Here is a 24702-nt window from a genome sequence, read left to right as displayed (position 1 = left end):
TGAAAAACACTTGAACAACTCAGTGAAAAGTATAATATGGAAATGAAGCTATATTTAATAAGAACTTGGGACTGCGTGAAGCAAGCTGTTAAGGTATCGTTGTGCAAATAAAGGAGGAGCGTGCATGAGGATGAGTCAAGACGCTGCTGTTAAGAGCCAATGGGTGGTGGAGGTTCGATGAGGATTGACGATCAAGAGTATATTTCGAGCGAGCTTCTTTTGATTTTGGAAGCGGTTGCAGACCAACTGATTCCAGGAGATGCATGGCCGTCGGCGACCGATGGAGGAGTTATAGCATACCTGAAACGTATCTCTGCCCAGGATGCCGCTGTCTGGACGGATCTGATAGAACCAGGTCTTCGTGCATTGGAAGCAGAGGCATTAGCTCTCCATAACCAACCTTTTTCGGAACTATCGCCTCATGAGAAGGATCGATTGTTGCGCGACGCCGAGCATGATTCTTTTGGCGGCTGGCCTGTTTCATCCAAACATTTCTTTGACACTTTATTGTGTCTGGTCGTTGAAGGATACTATGGAAGCCCGGAGCTTGGCGGGAATAGTGAAGGCAGATCATGGGAAATGATCGGGTTTCGTCCGGGGACTGTCCCCGAAAGCGTTGACACAGCGCCAGAAATAGATTTACCGCAAAAAAACCTCGATCAGCTTCGCGACCAATATGATGTGGTCATCATAGGTGCTGGAGCTGGCGGCTCGGTAGCTGCGGCTGTATTAGCTGAATCAGGGCTTCAAGTTCTCGTTATCGAGCGTGGAAGCTGGCTTCGTTACAGTCAGGTAGGCAGTGATCATTTGCGCAACCATCGCTTTAGCAAATATGGTCATAACACAGGACCAGGAATGGAAGGCAGCCCTCGTACGATTCTATTGGCGGGCGGAGATGAACGGATTACGTCGCCTATTGATGGGGACTATCACAATAATGCAATGACGCTGGGTGGAGGGACAAGAGTTTACGGGGCGCAGGCATGGCGATTTCATCCAGATGACTTCCGCATGGCGAGTCGCTATGGAATACCAGACGGGAGCTCGCTCAGCGATTGGCCGATTAGCTATGAAGAACTTGAACCGTATTACATGCGGGCAGAGTGGGAAGTTGGCGTCTCTGGTGATGGGAATGCCCATTCTGGACGCGGGAAGCGACGACAGGATTATCCAATGCCAGCGCTGTCACGTACGCTGGAGGCAGACCGTCTAGCTAGAGCAGCAGAAAAGTTGGGATGGGAAGCGGGTCCGGTGCCGCTGCTCATCAACTCCGTTGATAGGGACGGTCGGCCAGCTTGCGGCCGGTGCGGACAGTGTGTTGGATTTGCCTGCCCGACCAATAGCAAGAATGGCGGGCATAATACGATGTTAGTGAGGGCACTCGCAACAGGTAACTGCGACCTGATCTGTGATACTACGGTGGAGCGCATTGAAACCGAGGGTGGAAAACATGCTACCGGGGTTCGTATCGTGCAGCAATTGGAGGGCTCAATCCAGCGACGGATAATACGTGCGGGGCATGTTGTAGTTGCCGCCGGAGCTATCGAAAGCGCACGCCTCCTACTCAACTCGGCAACGGAATCAGAACCGGATGGAATAGGCAATCGGAGCGGACAAGTAGGAAGAAACCTTCAAGGCCATGTCTACTCTGGTGCTTACGGCCTCTTTGATGAACCGATTCAAGACGGTCTTGGTCCGGGAGTAAGCATTGCTACTTTCCGCTTTGACCATAGCAACGAGGGCATTATCGGGGGAGGGCTGCTTGCCAACGAGTTCACTCGGTTGCCGCTTATTCACTGGTATCGAGCGCTTGCCCCGAATGCGGCGCGATGGGGGAGCGCAGGCAAGGAAACCATGCGGCAGAGCTTCTTGCGCACCAGCCAAATTCAGGGGCCGATCCAAGAGATTCCGAGCGCGGAGTCAAGGGTGCGGCTATCGAATACGGTAAAGGATCGCTTTGGCATACCTGTTGCTCAGCTCTCGGGCAGCGTCCATCCTGAGTCGCTGCGAGCTTCAGCCATGCTGGGAGAGCAAGCAGAGAAGTGGCTCTGGGCTGCTGGAGCAAGTGAAGTTTGGCAAACTCGGGCAGGTGGCGGGCTTAGCGCCGGACAACATCAGGCAGGTACACTTCGCATGGGCAATGACCCTTCTACTTCCGTCACTGATCCCTTAGGTCGTATACATGGATACGACAATCTATGGGTGAGCGACGGATCTGTGCACGTGACCAATGGCGGTGTTAATCCGGTGTTGACGATCATGGCTTTAGCTTTCCGTACCGCAGAAAACCTCGTTAAACAAGGGTAGCGAAAAATTATAGAAGCATAGTAAAAAAACGAATCATAAAAAACTCGCTAAACCCTCGGATGGTCATCTTGCTATTAGAGAAGCGTAGTGGAAGAACTGCATCTGTGCAGTTCAAAAAAGGGAGGTAATTATGTCCATTATACGCCTTGCTACCCTGGAAGATATCGATGAGCTTGTTCTAATGCGCTGGGAGTTCTCGGAAGAGGAGAACAGCGATAGTACACTAAACTACGAGGAGTTCCATCAGACTTGTTATGAATTCTTAGTTAAAGCAATGAAAAGCGGAGAATGGTATATTTGGGTAGCAGAAGATTCAGGAAGCATAGTGTCACATATGTATCTTCAACTCATTCATAAAGTACCGAGACCCGGTAAATCCCCGGACCCTTATTATGGATACGTGACCAACGTATATACGCGACCAGCATTTAGAAATCAAGGAATCGGCAGCGACATTCAATTGGCCATGGAGCATTGGTCAAAAGAAAATAAAGTCGAGTTCCTTTTGGTTTGGCCGAGCAGCAATAGTGTGCAATTTTACTCCAAAAATGGTTTCTTTCGCTGCGAAGAAGCGATGGAAAAGCATTTTTAATTCTATAATAAGAGCAGGAGCTGCGATAGCCTGCTCTTCTTTTTTTGCTCGATCAGAAAATATTCAGATTTCTCTATTCGTATTCGTCCACATCCGCTAAGATAGGTTTGTACTCAAAAAGATGGATAGCGGGGGTTCAGCACCCCAAAGAAAAGGAGCACTAACCATGATTAAGCAAGTATTAGGATTACAACAGAAAGAAGGATCTGCTGAAAAGAAGGTTACCTGGTTGGAATTGTTTTATGATTTGCTTTTTGTAGCGGCAGTTTCAAAAGCAGCTCATGTGCTGCTGCATGTCGAGAATGGCACCATTCCAGTAGAATACTTGGGGAAATTTGTACTAATCTTTGTTCCAATCTGGTGGGCTTGGGTGGGGCAGTCGCTTTTTGTAAATCGCTTCGGACAAGATGTCTTGTCTCACAGAATATTTCTGATTTTACAATTATTTTTTGTATTAATCATGACCGCCAGCTTATCGGTTGATTTTGATCAATATTATGTTTCATTTTTAATAGGCTATATTGGTTTAAGAGCTATGACGGCTATTCAATATTTAGCGGTACATAAGAAAGAAGAAGCACATAAAAAAATCACTGCTCAGTATTTAGGGAGTCGCTTTTGGATTGGTTTGGTCATATCTGCATCATCATTATTTTTTGACTCGTGGATACGATATGCCGTTTTGTATGCGGGAATAGCTGTAGACATATTGCTGCCTTTAATCGGTCGAAAATATTTAGTGAAAAGCCCGGTAAATACTCATCATTTATTAGAACGCTTCTCACTGTTTACCCTTATTCTGCTTGGCGAATCCGTAATCAGCATACTAGCTGTATTGCAGTCCAGCAACTGGACGTGGCAATCTATCTTATTTGCGTTAATTACTTTTGTGTTAATCATCGCTATGTGGTGGCAATATTTTGATAACGTCGAGAAGAAAGTAAACAAATCAATAGAGACTGCAGGACAAACGATTATTTATGGACATTTATTCATTTATTTATCAATGTGTATGATCGCAGCTTCGATTCAGTTGTTATTTTTGAAACAATTAGATTATTTATTTATGTTAGGTTATATGTTTGGATCTGTGTTGCTCTACTTTTTTTCAACCTCATTAGTTTTCCATAAGTATAGACATGAACATCAAAGATTGGGCATATCACATTTAGCACTTTTCTTAGGGCTGCTGATCACTTTTTTTACAATGGATTTATTTTTTGTACTCCCAAATTATATAATCATTGGAGAAGTAATGGTGTTTTTTGTTGTATATGCAAAATTAACAACGCAAAACATGAAAAAGCCATGAGCACGGATCATTGCTGAACGGTACTCATGACTATCGACTTGTCTGCTGCTTGCTATGGGCTGATGATACCTTTGGCCCGAGCGTCTTTCAGCCACTGCGGGTATTCATTGAATAGTCGATCATACAGATCCTCGTCACTAACTTGGTCCAAATCATCCAGCGCAAAAAAATCGGCGTTATCGAGTACTCGTCCCCTCAAATCATCGAGCTTGCGCAGCACGCCGAAGTCGGCATTACCGAGGCCGACAAATTGCCAAAATATATTTTGACCAGAGCTATCAATAAGCAGCTTCGAAATTTTTTTCGTTTCATAGATGCCGCCATCGCTGAAGAAGACAATGTAGGTTGGCATTTTAGAAGGCTCTTCTTGTGTATACTTCTTGATTATATCGGCCATAACGAGAGGCTCATTATTACCAGCGCCGAGGCCGCCAAATAGGCGAGGGGCCGGATATGTATTTTTAACGTAATTTTCGTATTCATTTTCGTTTACGCTCTTCATTCGTTGACTCTTCGAGGCAAAGAACCAGACATCCATCATGCCATCGTCATCCATACTGGCGGCAACTGCAAGTACCCGCTCAAATGCTCGCTGCACGACGCCTTTTTCGTAGAGAGCATACATGGAGCCGGAGGCGTCGAATATAACAGCTACGCGTGCTTTTTGCTGATCGATATTTTTTTTGCGAAGCGATATGGCCACTTTTTGTTTCAACAAATCAATTTTGTTCAAATTAATTTTAGATGGCGCAGTACTTGCCGAGGAACTCGCTGCGCCTGAGCGTGCAGCTTTGATTTCGGATACAGCTTTTGAGCGTGCCTGATCGGCTTGAATCGTCGGAGCTGCTGGGGATGGGGGACTGCTTGTATCTGCTTCCTCAGCAACGTTTACGCCATGAGCTTCCGCGAGCGGTTTCAAACCACCGTGGAAACCTTTGCCAACTGCACGAAGCTTAAAGCCACTTGAATGCAGGTACAGCTCGGCGAGCACTAGCGAGGTTTCAGCATTTCCTTCTGTTATTTCATATACAATTTTATTCACCGAGGTTTCGGCAGTGATTTGGCATCCCTTTACATCTGCGAACGTTCCCGGTCCATCAAGGGTGATTGCAAATACGCATTTTTGAACCTTCGATGATTGGAGGGCAGTAAGATTAATGATAAATTCACTATTCCATTTGTCTTGTGGAGTGAATTGCACGATGCGCCCGGGATCGGCAGGCTGGTTATAAAATACGAAATAATCATCGGATGAAACTTTACCGTCAGAGCCTACCATAAAGCAGCTGACATCGAGATCTGCTGGCGAATGCTTGCAGGAAATGGAAACCTTCACCGTGGCCGCCTCGCCAAGTGGAGCATTAGCGCCTGTTATTAATTTAATCGTAGAAGTACTCATACGTTCACTCTCCTTGTCTCGTACTGAGAATGTGAGGGATAACCTGCATATTATGGAAACCTTACACTGTAATGGTTGAATTATATCATAGGATTGAATAGAGAACTATTTTAATAGATAGGTGTGATTTAATAGATTATCCATGTTTAACAATCAATCTGCTTAGCTTGGTTTGGTGTCCGGTGAGAATGTGTTTGGCTGTTGGAATTTAAGATGTTGATTCTACGAGCTTCCAAACTTCACTCATTCTTTCAATCCCGACTGTCAAATCATCGTCAGTGAGGTGGGAAAAGCCGAGGCTTATGCCAATCCGATTACGGTTCGTTCGATCTTTCGCCCACTCGACGCCTGCTTCCCTGCAAGCCTTCTCAAAAGCATCATAATCCTCTTGTGCTCCTGCCCACCAACCGAAAATATGCAAACCTGCATCTCCCTCAACCCAGCGAATCGGAATGGTCAATCGTTTCAACGCGTCGCGCAAAAGAGTGAATTTGTGGCTGTATATTCGCTTCATTCGTCTCAAATGCCGTTCATACAGCCCGCTATTCATGAACGAGGCGAGTGCCCGCTGCTCAAGAATTGCGCTTGGATGCGGCTCATATAACGCCTTTGCTCTAGCAAAGGGCATGACTAAAACTCTCGGCAGAACAACAAAACCAAGCCTTATATCCGTCATCATCGTTTTGGAAAATGTTCCTGTGTATATGACGAGATCAGCTGAAGTTTCCAAACTTTTGAGCGTCTCAATCGGTTTGCCTCGGTGGCGGAATTCACTGTCATATTCATCCTCGACGATAAATGCACTCTGATCAGCGGCCCATTGGAGCAGCTGCTGCCTTCGCTCCATGTTCAACACTGCCCCCGTTGGGTATTGGCGATTCGGTGTAACAAAAAGCAGCTTGGCATTCCACGGCTTAGGAACTAGTCCTTGATCGTCAACTTCACCTTCAATCAACATTGCTCCTGAAGCAAGTACAGCTTTCCGAATCCCATAATAACCGGGGCTTTCGGCTACGACGGCATCCCCAGAGCCTGCTAAAAGCTGTGTCAACAAGGCAATTGCTTGCATCGATCCGTTTACGATCGCAATTTGCTCCGAATTAGCAACAATACCCCGATAGCGCTGAAGATGCTTAGCGATGGCTTCGCGCAAAGTTTCCACACCAAGCGGCTTGTGTGCATCGATATTAGCTTTTTCTGTCATTTTCCTTGTTTCATCATACAGGCACCGATTCCAGTCTTCCTTCGAAAACGAGCTCATGTCGGTTATTCCCAGTTGAAAGGATATTTTCTCGGAACATTTTGAATGTTCTGAACCATCATTTACTAATGTCTGATGGCTATCCGTCCCATCAATGTGGGTATCTGTTTCCCTGACATGAACTGCCATGCCTGCAATCCGCTCACCCCATTCAGACAATTGTATTTCTCTCTTGGCAAAAGGGAGCAAAGAAAGGTTCGTTGTCTGATAACTAACGTATGTTCCGCTGCCGGTCAAGGGAGCCACATACCCTTCAGCTGTGAGTGCTTCAAGTACATTCGAAACTGTACCGCGTGAAAATCCATACATCCTCGCTAGTTCCCGGCTTGAAGGAAGTTTATCCCCATGGACAAGCTTGCCTTCCATCAAAGCATCCCGCAGCGCATGGTACAACATCTCATATTTGGTGGTGTAACGTTCCTTATACGGCTCTAAAGCTAAATAAATAGTCATGTTTGCTTACCTGCCGTTTCTAAAGTGGTCTAATGAAATTTATCGAAAATGGATCTATTACTAATCCGATATGCATCATATAATGACAACAATCTCACATTTCAAGTAAACAAGCAATACGGAATCCATACCATAACAGAGATACTATTCTTATATAAAATTGGAGGTCACGGTAATGAATACAGAAAAAAAAACATTGCAAGGAACGCGCGCAAAGCTGACCTTGTTGGAGGAGCATCATGCTGGCATGCTGCTGGAAGCGGCAAAGGACACACTGATTTGGGGGGTGTCTTTGAAAGGGATTTCTTCGTTAGCTGATGCCGAGCAGTATATTGGGCAAGCCAAAAAAGAAGAGGCAGCGGGAACCTGCATTCCTTTTGTTATATGGGATCAGGTGCAGAATAAAATCGTTGGGAGTACCCGATTTTTCGATATTTCAGCAGAGCATCGCGGTTTGGAAATCGGCTACACTTGGATGAACCCCAGCGTTTGGCGGACAAGGGTGAATACCGAATGCAAATATTTACTGCTGCGCGAAGCATTCGACAATCACAACATGATCAGAGTACAGCTTAAAGCGGATCTTCGTAATACGAGGTCACAGGCAGCTATTGAGCGCATCGGTGGCATTCGAGAAGGGGTGCTGCGCAACCATCGCGTGTTAAGTGACGGCTATATTCGCGATACAGTAATGTACAGCATTACGAATCAGGAATGGCCGTCGGTTAAGGCAAGGCTGGAGTCTTATCTCTCTAAATAGGAATGGGGTTATACCCCTTCCTTTGTATATAACGAATCATTTCTTGGCAGCTCACCTCGAGTCGGTATACATCACGAGCATGGAGGATACAGAGACCTTGGACAATGAACATGACGGTAGAAAACATGAGCGTTCTTCAAGCGCTCAAACCTTTCGCCGAGGCAGAGCGATTGCATTCCTTATATATTTAAAGAAATTCCATAGGTTGAATTTCAAACCACAAATAATTAATTTATAAAGGTTGTGATTCCATGTTCACGCCAGTCACCCTTCGAGGGGATCTAGTCCATCTGGAACCAATGACAATGGACCACGTCGATGCTCTCTGCTCCGCCGCTTCGGAAGATCGGTCACTTTATATGTATACGAATGTGCCAAATGGGCGGGTGGATACCGAACGCTACATAGAGGGTGCATTAATGTCCTACGAGAAAGGCCGTGCAGTGCCGTTTGTGGTTCGTCATATTGAAACAGGGCGTATTGTTGGAACCACAAGATTTCTGGATTTAGAGGTTTTCTCATGGCCGCCTCCATGGCCTCCAGGCGTTGCGAGCGGACCATCGCCTTCGGATGAGAAACCGCCAACCGTGGCCGAAATCGGCAGCACTTGGTATGCAGCCTCAGTTATTCGTTCAGGAGTTAATACAGAGTCTAAGCTTCTTCTGCTTACCCATGCGTTTGAAACGTGGAAGGCGACTAGAGTTTCGCTCAAAACAGATGCTCGCAATTTACGTTCTCGTTCAGCGATATTACGGCTTGGTGCTGCTTTTGAAGGTATTCGAAGGGTACATGTCCCTGCAAGCGATGGGGGTATTAGAGATACAGCTTATTATTCGATACTTGCCGAGGAATGGCCAGCGGTGCGAGCCAATCTTCAAGAACGTCTTCAAAGAGGCCCAAATCGTCGTTGATATTTTAGCAAATGTCGCATGTGAAAATGAACTGAACAAATAATAAGCTTAAAAACGAGCTCCCAAACGATCAATTTAGCATAAATGAACTTGCAAAACAGTACATTCAGATGAAGGTAAGCAAGTTAGGAGGGAAAAAATGTGGAAACCATATCAAGAAATACTGAATCATGAGGCGGATTTTAGGGTTAAATATAGGTTCTATTCTCATGAAGAAGGGGGCAGGAAGAAGCCTGTATTTCAAGGTTTACGCACTGATTTCTTTTATGATGTTAATGATAGCAAGGAAGGTATTTTTTCTGCTATCTTTCCAGAGTTTGAAGACGAACATGGAAATATTATATTAAATGATGCTAGACCTGTACCAATAGAAGGCACTGCTAAAATGTGGATTATTTTCTCTCAAATGAGAAGAGAAGTTCACGTGAATAATATTAAAATGGGAATGATAGGCTATTTCATGGATGGTCCGAAGAAAGTGGCGATTGCTGAAATTATTGAGATTTTAGGGCTGCACTCTAATGCGGAATTCATAAAATAAGATATTTAATTAAAATGTGATTTTTTAACAAGAAACTGGACAGGTTTTTTTGGGCAACTCCTGGCACACTTCTCAATTGTACATTGCTGCGCGTGTAGTTACCTCACTCTTCTAAAGCCAAGAACACAAAGAAGGTTAACTTAGTGAGTACATCAATCAGCAGCAGCTTCATCCAAGTGCACAAATGCACTTATTTAACCAACTACTTTTCAAATTTGCTCAACTAGATGTATTTGTGCACCTATTTTCTTCATTTCGTCTTGTTTGTTAAAAATCAGGTGCACTTCTGCACTTATTTAAATTCCAAAAGGCAGAATTGCTTGATCTCATCCGAGAGAATTCTTTTTTTGTAGAGGGGACGAATGAACGGGCAGATCTTATCGAGGCATGCAAGTTATCCTATACAAATTTGTAATAGAGGATTGTTAAAATTCATTGTTTTCTCAACCTAAAACGAGCCACTAGAAGCGATTCTAGGGCTCGCTATTTTTTTGGATATGACTTTCAAGTTGCGGGTTATCGTTAAGACAGGCTATTTGGTATTACAAGTGCTGAATCAGTTGCTTAACGAGCTTTTCCAAGTAAAGCTGGTCAACCTCGTCAAAACGATCAAGCTCAGGACTATCTATGTCGAGAACGCCGAACAACTCGTCGTTTATAATAATTGGAATAACGATTTCGGATTGGGATGCGGCATCACATGCGATATGTCCCGGAAACTCATGCACATTTCCAACTCTGACAGTCACTCTTTGGCTGGCAGCTTTCCCGCAAACGCCCCGATGTAGAGGAATGCGGACGCAAGCAGGCAATCCTTGAAATGGTCCTAGGACTAGTTCTTCGCCCCGATACACGTAAAATCCAACCCAATTAATACGATCTAAAAATTGATTAAGCAAGGCCGATGCATTGGACAGGTTGGCAATTACATCAGATTCACCCTCCAGCAAAGCTTGAAGCTGCCGGATGGCTAAATCGTATTTTTGCTCCTTTGATCCTTCGTAATGTTCTGGATGAAACATCGTTCGACTCCTTTATCTTAAACGGGATTAGTTTATTATTTTTTGTTGTACATCACATTTTAGCATACTCCCTAATAAAATTTAAACATTTCGAGATAACTAGGAAATGAAGCAGCGGAAATCAAATGGATTAATTTTCAATGGGAGAACGCATACTAACAAAAAGGAGTGATGGTTATGGAGAATAATAAAGACAATCCGAAAAAAGACTACAAGCCAGACATTACGAATTACGATTATGTTTGGGGCAGTGACCAAGATGAATATGTGAAAAACGACCAACCTGCTGACGAAGCAACAAAGCAAGAAATTGAACTTTCCGAAAAATGATTTAATGGCACGTATATTTAAATCAGGAAGAAAAAAAGTCCCTATCTTTGGGGATTTTTTTTTGCTATTTACACCATTGGTAATTAGTCGTAAAATAAGACGCGAAATGGGAAAGATGAGATATTTTCTATGGGGGAATGATAATGAGTTCGTTCATTAATTGGTTGAATCGTAAACGAATTATTCCTTGTGATTTATGTGGAAAAGAGCTTAACATTTATGCATATCAATCAGACGACTCATTAATCTTACTATGTCCATTATGTAAGCAATACTATTTTAAATCGGATGCGACTTCACCAATTGTTAAATATGATCTGCCTGAAGGTCTTAGAAAAATATTTGATATGGACCCGGATAACAAATATTATATTGGAGGTTCAATTAGCGAAGCGTATGAACCACGTTGGATTAAGGTTTTACGCAAACTATTACATTAATTTAGTTTAACTATCGTTCTGCGTTAGAGTTGAAACCAGTTCAACCTTAATTCTGTCGGGGTCTTCAAAAAATACTGCATAATTATGCTCCCCTCCAGCATACGGATGTTTGTCTTCGTACAATATCTTCATACCACGTGCTCGCAACTTTTTGGTGAAGTTATCGACTTGCTGACGGGATTCTGCTTGGAAAGCCAAATGGTTAAGCCCTACACGACACCTATGATAAGTGGTATCTAGGTACTTTTCCTCTGCTTGAACGAATACAATATATGTTTCTTCATGCTTCCAACTTATCCCTTGACTCCATTTCTGAAACTCCTCATAACCGAGTTCACTTAGAAACCATCCCCAAAATTCTGAAGAATGCTCTAAATTTGAAACGTAGATTTCAATATGATGAATGAGACCTGCCTTTTTGCTCATAGAATTTCCTCCATTTAAACAATCATAAACAATTAAATTCTGTATATTTATTGTTCTCTCTTGCTCATAGCAAGAAATAGCCGTTTGTTTCATTCAAATTGATCAACGATTAAAGATGATTTCGCCAATTTTTCGGTATCCTATGGAGTTGGGGTGAATCAAATCCTTAGACCAAAAGGTGTCGTCTTCAGCTATTGGATGATTCCAGAAATCGATTGGGATTAATTTGTACTCGCTGCTAAGTGAACGAACGACTTCATTTGCTTGCAGCAGCTGTTCTTTTATTACTCGTTTTTTTTCATCAGGCAAAGGCAATCTAGCTGTAAAGTCGGGAAGATTTCCGATTATAACAGCAGCACCTGACTTGCTTAACGCATCTATCATAAGCTCCATTTCCGACTTATAATCATTGAAGTTCCAGCGTCCTTTTAAAATATCATTTGCGCCTGCGATTAGGCTGACTAAGTCGGGCTCTAGTGCTAGAGCCTCTTCCAGCTGCTTTAAGCGAATTTCTTTGGTTATCAATCCACGTTTAGCCAAATTGGTGTATTTTAATGCGGGCTCATGCAGCTCGGCGAAGTGATGGACCCAGCTCTTTAATGGGGTCTCCTCAACTTCATCACCAATACCTTCCGTAAAGCTATCACCTATGGCTACAAAGTGTTTCCACATATCGGGCACCTCTTTCTATTTTATGTATACCTATAGTATAAGACACCGATGTAATGGAGTCGAAGACTAGATGAATCAAGCTATTGATTTATCTAGTCTTTTTTCTGTCCAAATGTTAAAAACGTCAATGTTGAAAGCACATGAAATCGCTTAACATTAAACTAGTGTTTGTATTGCTTTTGAGCACAATCTTCTAAATAATGAAAAAGTGTATACGGTGAAGCCGCATCATTTGCAAGTGGAAACAAAAAACGAGTCTAAGCTGCTGCTTCACGGCAATCTTAGCAAAAATGGAGGCGGTACTTATCCGTACAGGGTTTAGCAGAATAAAGAGCTCACTGTTGCTTCGCTTCGCGTTATTGCTAGCTTTGTTGCTGATCCCGATTGTCTTGATCGGGAACAACTTTTATTCTGGAGGCAGGGAGCTGCTGCGAAGGGAAATATCCAACTCGATGGAGTCGAGGGTTGATGCGAATATACGTGCGATGGAGAAGGAAGTCGAACGGATTCAACTGCTGCAGTTTGAATTAATTAACGACGAATCGCTGAACAAGTTGGCGGTTATTCCAGACTACATGAATCAATATGACAAAAGCCAAGCCATATTAATGGTACAGGACAGGCTGTTTGCACTAAAAAACAGCAGCGTCTATATATCGGATGTGTCCGTACATATTCCCTCCCTTAACCGTACGATATCCGCTATGCAGGGAACGGGCGAAATGATGCATGAACAATTTAATGCTACTAGTGAGCTGGCTAGAAAAAGTCCGGGAAAAGCGATTTATTTCCTTAATCATATTCCTTATATTGTACTTGTTCACGAGGTGCGTGGTTTGTACGAAGCGGAAAATGCGATGTATTCCATTATTGTGGAGCTCTCACCGAATGAGCTAAGCAAATCACTTTCCTCTTTAGAGAGCAGTGAGAATAGCGGCTCCGTTCTAAGCGATCCGAACGGCGATTTTATTATTCGCACTCATCATTATGAGAATCCCTATTTGGATCAGTACATCGATCAATATAAATCGGGTGCACCGAATGAATACGAGAATATTAGGAGTGTCGGCGAGGGAGATGATAGAGTGCTCGTATCCTCTCGGTTCTCTGAGCTTCTCGGGTTCTCGCTCATTCATTTTGTTCCAGAGAAACATTTGTTCAATAACTTACATCGATACCAGCAGCTGTTCTGGGTGTTAATTGCCGTATTCCTCTTCTTTATTATTGTTTTGTGTCTTTCCTTGTACCGTATGATCCATCGGCCGTTGCTTGCGCTTTTGCGCGCATTTAGGAAGATGGAGAAGGGCGAATTGGACGTAACGATTACCGAGAACAGCCGAAGCGAGTTCGGATATTTGCTCCAGGGCTTTAATAAAATGTCCCGTTATATGCGGGATTTAATTGAACAAGTATATACGCACAAAATATTAGTTCAACGAGCTGAGCTGAAGCATCTGCAATCACAAATTAATCCGCATTTTCTATATAACAGCTATTTCACGCTGTATAACATGATTGCGGTAGAAGATCATGACAGTGCCAAGCAGTTCGCTTCCCAGATGGGCAGCTATTTGCAGTACATTACCCGCAATTCCTCAGATGAAGTACCGCTTTTCGAGGAGGCCAAGCATGCCACAATTTATGCTGAAATTCAGGGCAGGCGCTTTCGTCTGCGGATGAAGGCCAAGTGCGGTGAAGTTCCAACCGCTTATCGTGAGGTTAAGGTACCGCGCCTTATTCTTCAGCCCTTAATCGAAAACGCTTTCGAGCATGTTTTTGATCATGTGGAGGAAGGGGGACTTCTGTCAATCACTTTCGAAGAAGCAGAGGATTGTTTGTTGATTCGTGTGGAAGACAATGGCCTATTATTGGACCAGGAACGGCTGGAGATGCTAGAGGATCTGCTGAGAACGGATGAAAGTACGATTGAAACGACCGGCCTTCTAAACATACACCGAAGATTGCGGATGAAATACGGGGAGCGAGGCGGAATCGTTGTGGGGCGCAGCCGCCTTGGAGGATTGGAAGTTCGTTTGACCATATGGAAGGAGGACAAGGAGTATGCTTAGATTGTTAATTGTTGATGACGAGCCCGATATTGCGGACGGTCTCTATACGCTTCTGCAGGAACGTTTTCCGATCGAATTTGAATTATATAAGGCTTATTCTGGAAAGAGCGCACTCGAATGGTTAAGGAGGGGCAAATTTGACATCGTAATGACCGATATTCGAATGCCTGTTCTAAGCGGTCTGGAGCTTCACAAGCATATTCGCAGGTTATGGCCTAGATGCAAAGTTGTTTTTTTGACCGGGCATAGCGAATTTGATTATGTATACGAGGCTATCCATTATGACAATACCAGCTATCTTCTTAAGACGGAGGGTCATGAGAAAATTTTGGATACAATTGGCAAGCTGGCAGAGGATATCGCTGGAGAACATCAGATTGAAGGTCTTATGGGCAAAGCGATGCAGCAGATGGAGCAAACGCTGCCGCTGCTTCAAAACGAGTTGTTAAGCGAACTGCTCTATGATGAATCATTTGATAGGCGCAGCAGATCCAATCAATTCGAGGAGCTCGGTATTCCGCTCGATCCGAAGCGTCCAGTTCTCCTTATGATGGCTAAACTGATCGGATTGGATTCTGGATCGCGGCAGGCTGGAAAGGCGCAGCTGCACGCAGGGATGAAGGTAATCGAGGAGCAGTATGGTTATTCCCACCTGCATATGAAGTATATATTTGTGGACAAGGAAACAATGGCCTGGTTCATACAACCGGCAGCCATTCATCTAAGCGAACCGATTGAGCTTGAACAATCTGCTTTGTGGAGCGACACTCGACTAGCGGTTCGGGAATATGCGGAGAATGCAGAGGCTGCTTTTCAGCTCTCTTTCCATATTTCACTATTTTTTCTGCTGGACAGGTCTCCTTGCGAGTGGGATGACATTGCCGACCGATGGGCGATGCTGGAGCATGAGTATCATCGTCAATCCGGTGATCGAAACGGTGTTGTTCAAGTTGAATTTGACGAGACCGAGCTTTACCTTGCGAAGATGCTGCGCAAAACGGATTTGTTTGGCGAATATTTAGCAAACGGCCAAGCCGAAGCGTTTGATTCCGCCTGGGATCACTTCAAAGCTGAGCCTATGCGAATAGAATCGGTTTACTCTGCGCTATCGCTTGTTTTCCTGCGCCATATTCATCGATTTAATTTGCAGGAGCGCCTTTCGGTACGCATTGATTTGTCGGTATTAATGCAGCCGGCAGCTGATCAAGTGAATCTGGCATCATATATGGATTATTATTATCGGCTTGCCATGACGATTTTTGAGATGCAGCAGCAGGACCAGGCTGAATGCCGCGACCGAACCATTGATCTTGTGAAGGGCTATATTCACAATCACCTAGGAGAGGATCTATCTTTGGTGCGTTTATCCGAGATTGTACAATGGAATCCGTCTTATTTATCCAGAGCATTCAAAAAGGTGACGGGTACAAACGTGCTTACTTATATCCATGAGGCTAAGCTGAAAGAAGCGATGCGGATGCTGCTTCAACCAGATCTGAAAATTCATGAAATAAGTGCCGCGCTTGGCTTTATTTCACCGCCCCATTTTACACGATTCTTCAAGAAAGCAAGTGGTTATACCCCACAGGATTACCGATCGCTGGAAGAACGATGATGGATGGGTTTGCTCGGCAAATTTTTGTACAAAGGTAAAAAATAGATAAGCAGAAGTAAAGAAATGGCCTGTTACGTAAGTCGATGTAGCGGGCTTATACTTTATTCATGCATGTGATAGCGTTTACAACAAAAGGGGGATTGAACATGCAACACAAAAGCTTGAAGCGATATTTGATTCTCGCTACAGCAGTCATGCTTCTCTTAACATCAGCATGCAGCACTACGAATAACGGAGCGAGTGGAAACAAGGGCAAGCAAGAAAACACTGCAAGCACAGGCGACAGCAAGGGCGTAGAGAATTCGACAGACAAACCAGCCGATGGTGTTCCGCTGGGCAAATATGAGCCTGCAATTGAGGTGACAACCGTAAGATCGCTGCCGCCGTCGATCAAGTTCGAGAAGGGCGACAGCATAGACAACAATATTTGGTATCGCTCTTATGAAGAGGAGCTGGGTATTAAGCTGATCAATAAGTGGAGCGTTCCACAGACACAGTGGCAGCAAAAAATGAATGTGACCATCGCATCTGGCGATATTCCTGATATTTTGACGGTGTCAGCGAATGAGCTGAAGCGCCTTGTCGATGCCGATATGGTCGAGGACATGACGGAAGTATTCGAGAAATATGCCTCGGAGAAAACGAAACAAGTCATAAGTAATGATGGAGGCAATGGAATGAAGGCCTCCACCTTCGAAGGCAAATTGCTTGCACTGCCTGGTGTTACCTTCACAGGTACCGGTGCGCAGATGTTATGGATTAGACAAGATTGGCTGAAGAAGCTTAATTTGCCTGAGCCCAAATCGATGGAGGACGTATATCGCATTGCCGAGGCGTTTGCGAGTCAAGATCCTGATGGCAACAACCAGAAGGACACGATAGGGCTGGGTGGAATCAATAAGGATCTGAATTCCTTAATGGGCTTCTTCGAGAGCTTCCATGCCTATCCAGGCCGCTGGGTCAAAGATGATTCTGGACAGCTCGTCTACGGAGATATACAACCAGGACTCAAGCCGGCGCTGCAGAAGCTGCAGGATCTGTTCAAAGCAGGTCTGATCGATCCAGAGTTTGCGGTCAAGGATCAGGCTAAAGCATACGAATTAATTGCCGGTAACAAAACGGGCATGTTCTACTCAGGCGAGGGTGCCGTGTGGTGGCCTTTGACGGATCATTATAAGAAGGAAAAGTCGGATTGGAAGCCGTATCCGCTTATATCCTTTGACGAACAGCCAGCCAGCACCTCGGGCGGCATTCCGGTTGGGAACTACTATGTCGTGCGCAAAGGCTTCAAGCATCCGGAAGCGCTTGTGAAGCTGCTTAATTTTGCGGTAGAGAAGCAGTATGGTCCAGAAGGTCGTCTAGATGCCTATTGGTATGGCGGAGAAAACAAGGAAATTAATGTATCAGCATTTGCAGCAGTCATTATTAGTGATCCATTGGAGCTCATTAATATTCACCGAGGTGTTCAGGCATCGGAGGATGCAGGGAAGTATGTAGATAATCCGATTGCGGATGTAAAACATCATTATGACCTCTACCAGTTGTGGTTATCGGGGAAATTTAAAGACAGCAACGAGGAAGGGCAAGCATGGTCATCCTACAAATGGGCTGGACCTGGTGGCGGTATGAATGTAGTCAGCGACTATGTGAAGGAAAACAAGTACCTGGTCGATGAATATTCGGGACCGAGCACGCCGACGATGACAGCCAAGAAAAGCACGCTGGATAAGATGAAGCTGGAAGTGTTCACGAAAATTATTATGGGGCAATCGGATGTAAGCGAGTTCGATAAGTTTGTAGCGGATTGGAAGAAATTTGGCGGAGATGCAATTACGGCTGAAGTAAACGAATGGTATAAAGCTAAACAATAACCTGAGAAGGGAGAGGAAGCAGCTCGAATGGCTTGCTTCCTTTCTTACTCTATCAGCTTAGAAAGGAATGATCATGTTGCAAGCGGCGACCGTCAAAAGAAGACGATCTTGGAAGAAGCATCTACCTCTGCATCTTATGCTGGTGCCCGGAATTCTATTGTTAATCATGTTTCATTATATCCCTATGGCAGGAATCGTCATTGCCTTCCAGAATTTCATTCCTGCTAAAGGCTTCTTCGATTCCAAATGGGTGGGTTGGAACAATTTCGAGTTTATGCTCCAAATGCCTGGGATTGGCCAAGTATTATGGAACACCATTTTTATTGCTTTTCTGAAAATCATCTTCGGGCAAGTTGCCCCTATTGTGACGGCATTGCTGCTTAATGAAGTGCGGAAATCATCGATCAAGAGATCGGTGCAGACTCTTATTTATTTGCCGCATTTCCTATCGTGGGTCATTCTTGGCGGCATTCTGATCGATATTCTCTCACCATCACAGGGACTACTGAATGAAGTGATTAGCTGGTTTGGAATGGAACCGCTATTTTTTCTTGGCAATGATAAGCTGTTTCCTTATGTGCTCGTTGTCACGGATGTATGGAAGGAATTCGGGTTTGGCACGATTGTTTATCTCGCTGCGCTTACAAGCATTAATCCTACATTATACGAAGCCGCCATTATGGATGGGGCAGGCAGATGGAAACAAACGATTCATGTGACATTGCCAGGCATGCTTCCCATCATCGTGCTGCTCGCGACACTCGGGCTTGGGGGCGTACTGAATGCAGGCTTCGACCAAGTATTCAATTTGTATAACCCGCTTGTCTATCGTACGGGAGATATTCTAGACACTTTTGTGTATCGACTAGGTCTTATAGATGCTCAATATGCGGTTGCGACAGCTGTCGGCTTGTTCAAATCGGTGGTCTCTTTGATTTTTGTAGGAGCATCGTACTGGCTGGCTTACCGTATAGCTGGATACCGGATTTTTTAAGGAAAGGAGAGACCGTTATGGACATCAATGATTCACTGGGAAGAAAAGTTTTTCTTATCTGCAATAATGTTTTCCTTATTACGTTAGCTGTTGTTTGTTTGCTTCCTCTCATTAATATATTAGCTCTGTCGTTTAGCTCAAGCTCAGCGGCGACGGCTGGGGCGGTCAAGCTATGGCCAGTTGATTTTACGCTGAGCTCCTACAAGTACGCACTGTCCAAACCGGAGTTTTTACAGTCGCTTTTTGTTTCTATTGTGCGGGTTGTTCTCGGAACGATCATTAGTTTGTTGGTGGTTGTTATTTCCGCGTATCCGTTGTCGAAGGAACGGACGGAGTTTCCGATGCGAACCTTCTATGTGTGGTTCTTCTTTGTAACCATTTTGTTTAGCGGGGGATTAATCCCAACCTACATGGTCATTAGAAATTACCATATGCTTGATACGATCTGGGCACTTGTACTTCCAGGCGCTGTGGCGGTGTTCAACATCGTGCTGCTGCTGAATTTCTTTCGCGGTACACCGAAAGAAATTCAAGAGGCTGCACTTGTTGACGGATGTACCCATTGGCAGCTGCTTTGGAAAATGATGGTTCCGATATCGATTCCTGCACTTGCGACAATTCTGTTGTTTACATGTGTAGGACAGTGGAATTCTTGGTTCGATGGACTGATCTATATGAACTCGCCTATGAATTATCCGTTGCAGACGTATCTGCAGACACTTGTTGTAAGCACGGAATTATTTACGGCAGGGGGAAACCTGACAGCGGAAGATATGAAGGCGCTTGCTGAGGTATCCGACCGTACGACCAAAGCCTCGCAAATTTTTCTTGCAGCACTGCCTGTGCTTGTTCTCTATCCTTTTTTGCAAAAGTATTTCATGAAAGGCATTGTACTTGGCAGCGTGAAAGGATAGATTCAAGAATTATCATGACTTCATATCGGGAGGAATGGTTTGTGATGAAGATGAAGCTGTTGCTTGTGCTCTTTTTAATAGCAACTTTTTTGAATGTTGGGGAGGCGCATGCTGTGAATCAGGAAAATAAGCAGAGCACTTCAAAAATCGTTACTTGGGATACACCTGCTTGGCAGCAAAAAAACAATAGTTTTTCGGTTTGGATAAGAGAGAGCGGCCAGAAAACGTGGAATGAGCTATATGTTTATAACGTAAAAAACGGCGAGCAGAAGGAGCAAGATGTGCCAACGGATGCAGCCATGGTTAACGTAGACTTTTCAGGTACAGCAGAGTTTAAGGTAACGTATAACAAGGAAAAAATCCAAAATTATGAAATACGCCCTTCGGCTTATGGAATAAATGCTAAAAAAACAGAAGGAAATACATTAATTTTTTCGCTCACGCAAAATAGCAAAGCTCCATTAAAGCCCACTATTATGGTGAATGGCAGCTGGAGTGAGGGCAATTTGCATATCCTTTCAAACATGCCTGAGAACGATGCACCTTTACAGAATGCCGCAAACGTTTATGTTATAAATCCTGGCGACCCGATCCCGCTTTATTTGCCAACGGGCAAAGATACGTATTATTTTAAGCCGGGCGAGCACGAGCTGCCAAAAGGGATGTGGGTTGAGCTTGATCTCGAGGAAACCGTTCAACTGGAAAAATTTGATTTGGTGCAGCAGCTAACCAACTCCCAGTGGTTTGCAAAAGGACCCCAACGATTTGTGATTGAGGCCAAGGAGAGAAAAGACGACCCGTATGTAAAAGTATACGATGGGTATGAGAATAACAAGGAAGGAACAGTCACCGATTTATTGAGTAATGTGAACGCGAGATATGTAAAGCTTGTCCTACTAGGTAATACCGGATCAAGTCATTATGTAATGACATCATTGGCAAGCGAATTTAAGCTTTATAAAAAGGGAGACGATTCTACAAATATTGCAAAGGGCAAAGCGGTAAATGGGGCATTCCCCAGTTACTCCAATATGACTGACGGCAATGATTCTACTCATTATATGTCGTCTACCGGTTATGGCAATTGGCATGCAGGAGAAGCGTTTTATATCAGTCAGAGCGATACGACTGTTTATTTGGCACCAGGCTCGCTTGTCAAAGGGTCAATTTCTGCAGATGATCTGAGCAACATTACAATTAAAGGCCGAGGTATCATGTACGGTGGTGATCTTTTGCGGCCTAGAAATTACGCTGAGGGACGAAGCGGGGCGATATGGATTACGAGAAGCACTAATTCAAAGGTAGAAGGCATTACACTGATCGATTATCCGATGTGGTCAGTCGTTATGAACTTTACGGATCAAACGTCGATCAAAAACATAAATTTTTTCGGTTCGATGGTTAATGCTGATGGCATTCACCTCTCAGGCAGCAAAAATGCGCAGGTTTCAGGCGTATTCATAAGAACGACAGACGATAATTTTGTCATTTATCATTATGGTGAGAGTTCAAATATAACGGTGAAGGATTCTATATTCTGGGCAGATAATGCTCGTCCTATTTTGCTAGGCTTGGGAGATACGCCAAATGCGACGATCGATAAGGTTAACTTTGAGAATATCTATATTTTGAATCAACGAGGCGTATGGGATCTGAATAAATATAATGGTGCGATTCAAATTTGGGCAACAGGAGGGAACAAGATAAGCAATATTGCCTTTAAAAATATTCATATCGATGAGTTCGAAGCTCCGGGGGACTCTATGCTTTTTCAAATCAAGACAGATGAGATGGCTGCTGGAATTACGCCTGGTTCTGTGAGCAACGTCTCCTTTAACAACATTATCTACCGCGGCAAGCTTCCGCGAAAATCTCTTATTAGCAGCGTTGACGACAGCCATAATGTGAGCGGGATCGTATTTAACCGTTTTAAAATAAACAATACGTTATTGTCTTCTACTAACATGAAACAGTTTATCGAATTTAAAGGGAAGTATTCGGATATAAAATTTAAATAGCATCAAAAAAACGGAAAATAAGCTGTTGACCTGCCTGTTATGGGCAGGTTTTTTTGTGTTTGCTATCAGGAAGGATGCATGCGTTCACGGAAAGCGGTAGGGCTGATTTTCTCATATTGCTTAAATAATTTACTGAAATAAAAGGTGTCCGAGATTCCGACTTCTTGAGAGATTTCTTGTACCGATCGATTTGTGCTTTTTAATAAAAACTTTGCTTTTTGAATTTTTAGCATGTTCGTATATTTGATGATGTTTGTACCTGAATATTTCTTAAAGATTTGACACAAATATTCATACGTACGATCCATGCTGCGTTCTATTTCTTCTTTTGACAGGTTGTCGGTGTATGCTTCGTCCAAGAGACGAACCAATTTCCGATAAACAACAAAGGATTCGGGAATGTAACGCTGATTTTTGGATTCGACTAAAATGGACAAAGCAATGGATTCCAAGATTTGCGCAAATTGCAGCGTTGAGCGAAAACGAAAGTATACTTCTGGTTTTGAGAAGGTCTCCAGCAGCTTTTCGAATTGGGAAAGAAGCTCGTAAGGACGAGGGAATTGAAAATGCCTAGGCAGGATCAATTCATCGACATGCTCATATTCAAAGGTACGTAAATCCTGGTGCTCCAGCAGCGAATAATCGATGCCAGATGCCAAGTCTCCGACTTCCTTCAGAGAAGGCGTGCAGGAAAATTGAACCCAGAAGAAATTCGCTTTGGGGTTCGTTTTTTTCCAGCTGTAATGCCGCTCCCACGGTTTTAAAATGAAAATGTCTCCAGAGTTCAGCTCCAGCTGTTCGGATTCCACTTGCAGGTAAATGGGCCCTTCGGCAACGACCATCAGTTCAAAAAAAGGATTGGAATGCTCCATCATATAGAGGTTATCATTGCCCTGTTGTATGCCAGCCCATCTCACATCAAGGCTCGCGAGCCTTGACATCGTAAAAAAAGACATGAAATCCCTCCCGTACCTATTAAATATGATCAATTAATTATAGGAGATTATGGTACCTCTGACAACACTGCGAACATACGAATATGAACCGATAGAATCGATGAAATGGAACGGTTTTTTTTAACATTATTTATTTTTAAACCTTAACAATGTCGATGTTTCTCGTACTGTTTCGTTGATAAACTCATTGATGTAACCACTATGAGAATAAGAGGTGCAACGATGAAAATTTCATTAGACCAGTATAAGAACAAAGTGCGCGGATGTTGGATCGGGAAAAACGTCGGAGGGACGCTCGGAGCGCCATTTGAATGCAAACGCGGGGTGCTGGGTGTCACTTACTACACCCATGATCTGACGCAAGGAGTTCTTCCTAACGATGATTTGGATTTGCAATTGGTGTGGTTAAATGCAGCAGAGAAACACGGGAAAATGATTAATTCACGAATATTGGGCGAATATTGGCTGTCTTATATCGTTCCTAACTGGGCCGAATACGGTGCAGGGAAAAACAATATGCGGATGGGAATCGTGCCGCCGTTATCCGGTTATGTAAACAATAAATTCCGTGACAGCAATGGGGCTTTTATTCGCTCGGAGATATGGGCATGTCTCGCACCCGGCCATCCGGATATCGCTGTGAAATATGCTTTTGAAGATGCGGTTGTCGATCACAGTCACGAGGGTGTCTATGCAGAAGTGTTCTTCGCAGCCATCCAAAGCGCCGCTTTCGTAGAGAGCGATACGTATAAGTTAATCGACATCGGACTTTCATATCTTCCAGATGATTGCGGATCTGCAAAAGCGGTTCGGACAGTTATAGAATGTTATCGTTCGGGTATGAGCTGGCAGGAAGCTCGAATTCGTGTGCTGACTGAGCTTCCTGGCAGCTTCGGTATTATCGGGATGACTCCGGAACTGTTGACGGATGAAGTTCCTGTCGGGGACATGGGCTGGGATGCGCCAAGCAACGTTGGAATTACAATCATCGGCTGGCTTTACGGAGAAGGCGACTTTGGCAAAAGCATTTGTATCGCGAATAATTGCGGTGAAGATACCGATTGTACAGCGGCAACACTTGGCGCCATTATGGGGATTATTGGCGAGCCTGAGCGTGTGCCATCGGAATGGCTGGAGCCTATTGGGGACGAGATCAAAACCTTATGCATCAATCTGGGAGATCAAGGCTTAAAGATCCCGAAGACGGTGACGGAACTTACGGATCGGATCTTAAAGCTGACACCGATTTTTCTTGGAAGCGAGTATTGTGACTATGTAAATGCGGAACGCGGTTATACGATCGAGACTAAAGAGGATAAGGATTTATATAATCATCCGAAAAGAGTAAACTGCTGGGTTTATCGCGAAACCTCCGATTTATTCAAGCAAAGCCCATTTATGGTCCACTATGACTTTCAAATCTTTTCGGTCTATTTGGATTATCGGAATGAACCCTTTGTATCGGAGGCTCAGCCAAAACGGTTCCGCCTTGTTTTGGACAATCAGCTGTTTATACAGCAGTGGTTAAACGTCAAATGGCATTTGCCGGAGGGTTGGACCGTGTCTCCTGGACCGAATATTAGCGTACCGCTTGAGCAGTATCACTGCAATGTTGGCTATAATGAGCTTTTCTTCGAGTTGACGCCTCATGCATTAAAGGAGCCGCGGTATGATCTGATCGTCGAGATCACATCGGCTGGACGGCCTACGAAGGGGCTAATTCCCATCGTTCTATTGAATGTGCCTCAAACTGCCGAAGAAGAAACGGTATCTCTTGTGGCGGATCGTTCAAAGGCTCCTGCCGCCCACATGATCCGATCAGTTATTTAATCTAGCTGC

Annotated in this window: 21 protein-coding genes; 15 read left to right on the top strand and 6 right to left on the bottom strand. The window is 44.1% G+C overall.

The features are described from left to right. Positions 1-177: 177 nt before the first annotated feature. The 3 genes from AB4Z45_RS22995 (at position 178) to AB4Z45_RS22985 (ending at position 4211) form a co-directional block, all read left to right on the top strand. The gene (locus AB4Z45_RS22995) at positions 178-2307 is read left to right on the top strand and encodes a GMC family oxidoreductase (RefSeq protein ID WP_441911834.1); all 2130 of its coding nucleotides are present in this window, start codon (positions 178-180) and stop codon (positions 2305-2307) included. A gap of 130 nt (positions 2308-2437) precedes the next feature. Then, positions 2438-2899 (top strand): GNAT family N-acetyltransferase, encoded by a 462-nt coding sequence (locus tag AB4Z45_RS22990; protein ID WP_441911832.1) that lies wholly within the window; start codon positions 2438-2440, stop codon positions 2897-2899. A gap of 166 nt (positions 2900-3065) precedes the next feature. After that, the gene (locus tag AB4Z45_RS22985; RefSeq protein ID WP_441911830.1) at positions 3066-4211 is read left to right on the top strand and encodes a low temperature requirement protein A; all 1146 of its coding nucleotides are present in this window, start codon (positions 3066-3068) and stop codon (positions 4209-4211) included. A 52-nt stretch (positions 4212-4263) separates the two neighbouring features. Here the strand turns inward: AB4Z45_RS22985 and AB4Z45_RS22980 are convergent, their stop codons facing one another. Beyond that, on the bottom strand, positions 4264-5610 hold the full coding sequence (locus tag AB4Z45_RS22980) for a VWA domain-containing protein (RefSeq protein ID WP_441911828.1): 1347 nt from the start codon (positions 5608-5610) through the stop codon (positions 4264-4266). Between the two features lie 208 nt (positions 5611-5818). After that, entirely contained in the window at positions 5819-7324 is a 1506-nt protein-coding gene (pdxR, locus tag AB4Z45_RS22975) for a MocR-like pyridoxine biosynthesis transcription factor PdxR (protein ID WP_441911826.1), read from the bottom strand. 175 nt (positions 7325-7499) lie between these two features. On the opposite strand from pdxR, the gene AB4Z45_RS22970 reads away from it, so the two are divergent. The 3 genes from AB4Z45_RS22970 (at position 7500) to AB4Z45_RS22960 (ending at position 9536) form a co-directional block, all read left to right on the top strand. Beyond that, positions 7500-8084: a GNAT family N-acetyltransferase gene (locus AB4Z45_RS22970; protein WP_441911824.1), complete on the top strand. Its 585-nt coding sequence runs from the start codon at positions 7500-7502 to the stop codon at positions 8082-8084. Positions 8085-8335: 251 nt separating this feature from the next. Then, a complete protein-coding gene (locus AB4Z45_RS22965) occupies positions 8336-8995 on the top strand; it encodes a GNAT family N-acetyltransferase (protein ID WP_441911823.1) in 660 nt (219 codons plus the stop codon). Between the two features lie 139 nt (positions 8996-9134). Further along, a complete protein-coding gene (locus AB4Z45_RS22960; protein ID WP_441911821.1) occupies positions 9135-9536 on the top strand; it encodes a hypothetical protein in 402 nt (133 codons plus the stop codon). Between the two features lie 542 nt (positions 9537-10078). On the opposite strand, the gene AB4Z45_RS22955 is transcribed toward AB4Z45_RS22960, so the two are convergent. Continuing rightward, entirely contained in the window at positions 10079-10558 is a 480-nt protein-coding gene (locus AB4Z45_RS22955; RefSeq protein ID WP_441911820.1) for a GAF domain-containing protein, read from the bottom strand. A gap of 177 nt (positions 10559-10735) precedes the next feature. Here AB4Z45_RS22955 and AB4Z45_RS22950 point away from each other — a divergent pair, with 177 nt between their 5' ends. Both AB4Z45_RS22950 and AB4Z45_RS22945 read left to right on the top strand, forming a co-directional pair. Further along, positions 10736-10888, top strand: coding sequence for a hypothetical protein (locus AB4Z45_RS22950; protein ID WP_339208423.1), 153 nt, complete (start codon positions 10736-10738; stop codon positions 10886-10888). Between the two features lie 143 nt (positions 10889-11031). After that, the gene (locus tag AB4Z45_RS22945; RefSeq protein WP_441911818.1) at positions 11032-11328 is read left to right on the top strand and encodes a hypothetical protein; all 297 of its coding nucleotides are present in this window, start codon (positions 11032-11034) and stop codon (positions 11326-11328) included. A 6-nt stretch (positions 11329-11334) separates the two neighbouring features. Here the strand turns inward: AB4Z45_RS22945 and AB4Z45_RS22940 are convergent, their stop codons facing one another. Together AB4Z45_RS22940 and AB4Z45_RS22935 are read right to left on the bottom strand one after the other, a co-directional pair. Beyond that, complete coding sequence (locus AB4Z45_RS22940; protein ID WP_441911816.1) at positions 11335-11754, bottom strand: VOC family protein; 420 nt, start codon at positions 11752-11754, stop codon at positions 11335-11337. 102 nt (positions 11755-11856) lie between these two features. Then, positions 11857-12426, bottom strand: coding sequence for an SGNH/GDSL hydrolase family protein (locus tag AB4Z45_RS22935; RefSeq protein WP_441911814.1), 570 nt, complete (start codon positions 12424-12426; stop codon positions 11857-11859). Between the two features lie 341 nt (positions 12427-12767). Here AB4Z45_RS22935 and AB4Z45_RS22930 point away from each other — a divergent pair, with 341 nt between their 5' ends. The 6 genes from AB4Z45_RS22930 (at position 12768) to AB4Z45_RS22905 (ending at position 21907) form a co-directional block, all read left to right on the top strand. Further along, complete coding sequence (locus AB4Z45_RS22930) at positions 12768-14495, top strand: sensor histidine kinase (protein ID WP_441911812.1); 1728 nt, start codon at positions 12768-12770, stop codon at positions 14493-14495. Next, entirely contained in the window at positions 14488-16110 is a 1623-nt protein-coding gene (locus AB4Z45_RS22925) for a response regulator transcription factor (RefSeq protein WP_441911810.1), read from the top strand. The genes AB4Z45_RS22930 and AB4Z45_RS22925 overlap by 8 nt, the downstream gene beginning before the upstream one ends. Positions 16111-16256: 146 nt before the next feature. Continuing rightward, complete coding sequence (locus AB4Z45_RS22920) at positions 16257-17981, top strand: extracellular solute-binding protein (RefSeq protein ID WP_441911809.1); 1725 nt, start codon at positions 16257-16259, stop codon at positions 17979-17981. 73 nt (positions 17982-18054) lie between these two features. Then, complete coding sequence (locus AB4Z45_RS22915; RefSeq protein WP_441911808.1) at positions 18055-18975, top strand: ABC transporter permease; 921 nt, start codon at positions 18055-18057, stop codon at positions 18973-18975. A 17-nt stretch (positions 18976-18992) separates the two neighbouring features. Further along, the gene (locus tag AB4Z45_RS22910; protein WP_441911806.1) at positions 18993-19889 is read left to right on the top strand and encodes a carbohydrate ABC transporter permease; all 897 of its coding nucleotides are present in this window, start codon (positions 18993-18995) and stop codon (positions 19887-19889) included. Positions 19890-19933: 44 nt separating this feature from the next. Then, positions 19934-21907 carry a glycosyl hydrolase family 28 protein gene (locus tag AB4Z45_RS22905; protein ID WP_441911922.1) on the top strand — a complete coding sequence of 658 codons (1974 nt, stop codon included), beginning with the start codon at positions 19934-19936 and terminating at the stop codon, positions 21905-21907. Positions 21908-21972: 65 nt separating this feature from the next. On the opposite strand, the gene AB4Z45_RS22900 is transcribed toward AB4Z45_RS22905, so the two are convergent. Continuing rightward, complete coding sequence (locus AB4Z45_RS22900; protein WP_441911805.1) at positions 21973-22863, bottom strand: AraC family transcriptional regulator; 891 nt, start codon at positions 22861-22863, stop codon at positions 21973-21975. Positions 22864-23085: 222 nt separating this feature from the next. Here AB4Z45_RS22900 and AB4Z45_RS22895 point away from each other — a divergent pair, with 222 nt between their 5' ends. Next, positions 23086-24693, top strand: a complete 1608-nt coding sequence (locus AB4Z45_RS22895; protein ID WP_441911803.1) for an ADP-ribosylglycohydrolase family protein — start codon at positions 23086-23088, stop codon at positions 24691-24693. The last annotated feature ends 9 nt before the right edge of the window (positions 24694-24702 follow it).

This window comes from Paenibacillus sp. MCAF9 (assembly GCF_052114265.1).
GTDB lineage: Bacteria > Bacillota > Bacilli > Paenibacillales > Paenibacillaceae > Pristimantibacillus.
This window is presented reverse-complemented; position numbering and strand designations above follow the sequence as displayed.